3 protein-coding genes are annotated in these 3224 nt (G+C 46.2%); all 3 read left to right on the top strand.

The window, feature by feature from the left end; all coding sequences use genetic code 11:
* The first annotated feature begins 63 nt into the window (after window positions 1-63).
* The 3 genes from RMO79_RS10565 (at window position 64) to RMO79_RS10555 (ending at window position 3079) form a co-directional block, all read left to right on the top strand.
* Window positions 64-519 carry a hypothetical protein gene (locus tag RMO79_RS10565; protein ID WP_310483110.1) on the top strand — a complete coding sequence of 152 codons (456 nt, stop codon included), beginning with the start codon at window positions 64-66 and terminating at the stop codon, window positions 517-519.
* 220 nt (window positions 520-739) lie between these two features.
* Complete coding sequence (locus RMO79_RS10560; RefSeq protein ID WP_310483109.1) at window positions 740-2530, top strand: diflavin flavoprotein; 1791 nt, start codon at window positions 740-742, stop codon at window positions 2528-2530.
* Window positions 2531-2833: 303 nt separating this feature from the next.
* On the top strand, window positions 2834-3079 hold the full coding sequence (locus RMO79_RS10555; RefSeq protein WP_310483108.1) for a hypothetical protein: 246 nt from the start codon (window positions 2834-2836) through the stop codon (window positions 3077-3079).
* The last annotated feature ends 145 nt before the right edge of the window (window positions 3080-3224 follow it).

Here is a 3224-nt window from a genome sequence, read left to right as displayed (position 1 = left end):
CCTGTGCTTTTCTGTTGGTGATGGGTGCGCTGTTAGTGGTGAGGATCTGGGCGAGATCGATCGGTGAGCAAACGTAAAATCATGGGATACTATCACAAAGATAATGTACTTTTAGATGGTTTGATATATTGCCTTTTTTTAGGTGGGATGGTTCTATGTTTTTTGTTGCCGCGTTTACTGTTCAAAATGGAACCTACTGATTTTAGTTGTACTCGTTCAATCGAAGGAGTTGAATGTATGTTGATTCGTAAATCACAATTTCTTAAACCGACTGAAATCAAAATACATAATCCAGTGGTGGTTGATATAAACAATTGTCATAGAGAAGACATTTTTGGCAAACATTATTACGATCCTCATTGTTATGGTAGTAGTAGCGCAGAAATTAGATCGAAAGGTGTTTCATATAAAATAAAGATTTATGGTGGATCTGACAGTCATAAGGTTAATAGTATTGCCAGAGAGATAAATGAATTTTTGCTCTCATCAAATGCGTCTTCATTTCACAAGAGATTTTAAAGTCGAGGTTTTTATGGATGAGTTGCGTAGATCTACCCACCCCGCCCTTCGGGCACCCCTCCAAGGAGGGGATTTTCAAGCCATACATAATTCTAGAGATGTAGGTTGGGTTGAACGAATGTGAAACCCAACATCTACACAATTGATTGTTGAGTGTGTTGGGTTTCGAGGCTCAACCCAACCTACAAAATTATCTACTCTCTCCCATCACACAAAACCCATGACACCCACCAAACCCCGCGACGTACAAATCGCCCAAATCGCCCCCAACACCACCGTTCTTCGCTCTCGCACTTGGGAACGCCTCAAATTTGAAGTCGAATACGCCCGTCAAAAAGGCACCACCGCCAACTCCTATCTAATTGAAGGCGACTCCATCGCTCTGATCGATCCTCCTGGCGAATCTTTTACCGACATCTTCCTCGAAGAACTAGGCGAACATGCCTACTATCAACGGTTAAAATACATCATCCTCAGCCACATTAACCCCAACCGGATCGCTACTCTCAAACGCCTATTAGAAGCCGCTCCCTACGCCACGATTATCTGCTCCAAAGCAGGTGTAAATACCCTACGATCGGTACTTGCCAACCAATCCTTCGATCTCCCCTCCCCTCGCGAAGACGAAGCCAACGACTTGGGCATCGAATTTGGCACCAACCAAACCCTGAAAGTCCACGTAGTCAGGGATGAAGAAACCCTTGACTTGGGTAATGGACACGTCCTGCAATTCCGATTCGTCCCCACCCCCCGCCACCCCGACGCGCTCTGTACATTCGATCGAGCCACCGGGATTCTCTATACAGATAAACTCTTCGGCTCCCACGTTTGCGATGATGCTGTATTTGACGAACACTGGAAAACCCTCGCGGACGATCGCAAGTATTATTTCGATTGTCTCTACGCCGCCCAGGCTCCCCAGGTAGAAGCGATCCTCGCCAAACTAGCTCAACTACCTATTCGCATTTACGCACCCACTCACGGCTCGATCGTCCGCCATAGCCGCAGTGTTTTGACCCTCGATTATCAGAAATGGTGCGAACAACAGCAGAAAAAAGATCTCAGCGTCGCGCTCTTATATACATCCGCCTACGGCAATACCGCCACCCTCGCCAGAGCGATCGAAAAAGGGATAACTCAATCGGGTGTCCAAGTCAGATCGATCGATTGTGAATTTACTGAACCCGCAGAAGTCACCCGCGCCGTGCAAGCCTGTGATGGCTTCATCATCGGCTCTCCGACGATCGCTGGACATCCCCCCACCCAAATCCAAACCGCCCTCGGCATCGTCCTTTCTACCGCCAGCCAGACTAAAGTAGCGGGGGTATTTGGTTCCTACGGTTGGAGTGGGGAAGCAGTGGATCTAATTGCTGGCAAATTGCAAGATGTCGGCTATCCCCAAGGCTTTGAACCGATCCGCGTCAAGTTTTCACCCACGGAAGAGACGATCGAACAATGCGAAGCCGCAGGGGTAGAATTTGCCAAGGTATTGAATAAAGCTAAAAAAGTCCGCGCACCCAGACAGGTAAGTGTAGACGGACAAACCGATCGTACCGGACAAGCGATCGGGCGCGTAACTGGCTCCCTGTGCGTAATTACCGCTAATAATGGCGGTAAACCCGTCGGCTTGCTTTCCTCGCGAGTATCGCAAGCGGGATTCAGTCCACCAGCGATTACAATTGCGATCGCCAAAGACCGAGACTTAGAATGTTTAGCTAATCCTGGTGAAAAATTTGTGGTGAATATTCTCAAAGAAGGCAGAAATCTCCGCCGTCATTTTCTCAAACCACCCGCACCTGGAACAGATCGATTTACTGAGATAGAAACATCACTCGCCGACAATGGTTGTATCGTCCTTAATGAAGCTCTTTCTTATCTAGAATGCACCGTTAAAAATCGCTTAGATTGTGGCGATCGGTGGCTGCTTTATGCAGTAGTTGATAACGGCAAAGTATTGGAATTAAATAGTGTAACTGCGATCGATCGTCGTCAAGCAAGCAACCAATATTAAAACCGATAATTAATTATTAATATAAAACTGTAGGGGCATCCCCTGTTTTGTATTTTTTTATTCGGGGGTTTCCTCCGTTGGGTGCCCTATTGGTGCGGAGCCGATCTGTCGAGATATCCCCGTGCAGGGGTCATATTGATGTGGAAGATCAGATAGTAGTACAATAGAGTTGTTGAGTTTCTTAAATATATGTCAGAAGAAAGATTAGAACGCATCGAAAATCAACTCATTCAAACAGTGCAAAGCCTAACTGCAATGCAAGGTCAAATCGGTTAGATCGGTCAAGTCATCCAAGCTGTTACTGTGATGCAGCAAAATATGACCGTAATGCAGCAGAACATGACTGTGTTGCAACAGAATATGACTGCGATGCAGCAAAATATGATTGCGATGCAGAATCGGATGGATAGTATGGAGGGAAAGCTGCTGACGACAATGACGGGCGGGTTCAATTCCCTCCAAAACTATATCACCGATCTCGATACCGATCTGGCTCAGAATGAGCGTAAAACTGAAGATAATGCCAGAAATAATCGCAGGCTAAATTAACGACTGATGCGGTTAGAAAACCGTAACGATGATTTTTAGTTATTGAGGGATCGATCGACAATTACACTGATGTTGTAAAAGTAATGTATAAATAATGTCAATTCGGCGGGGTGGGACTTGTTGGCGTAGCCTCTCCGATAGGAGA

Source organism: Chamaesiphon sp. VAR_48_metabat_403, from assembly GCF_031422475.1.
Lineage (GTDB): Bacteria > Cyanobacteriota > Cyanobacteriia > Cyanobacteriales > Chamaesiphonaceae > Chamaesiphon.
Note: the sequence above shows the minus strand (reverse complement) of the source record. Positions and strands in the feature narration are given on the sequence as shown.

Coding starts and splice junctions, on each gene's coding strand:
- RMO79_RS10560 (WP_310483109.1), top strand. CDS start 740: ATGACACCCACCAAACCCCGCGACGTACAAATCGCCCAAATCGCCCCC.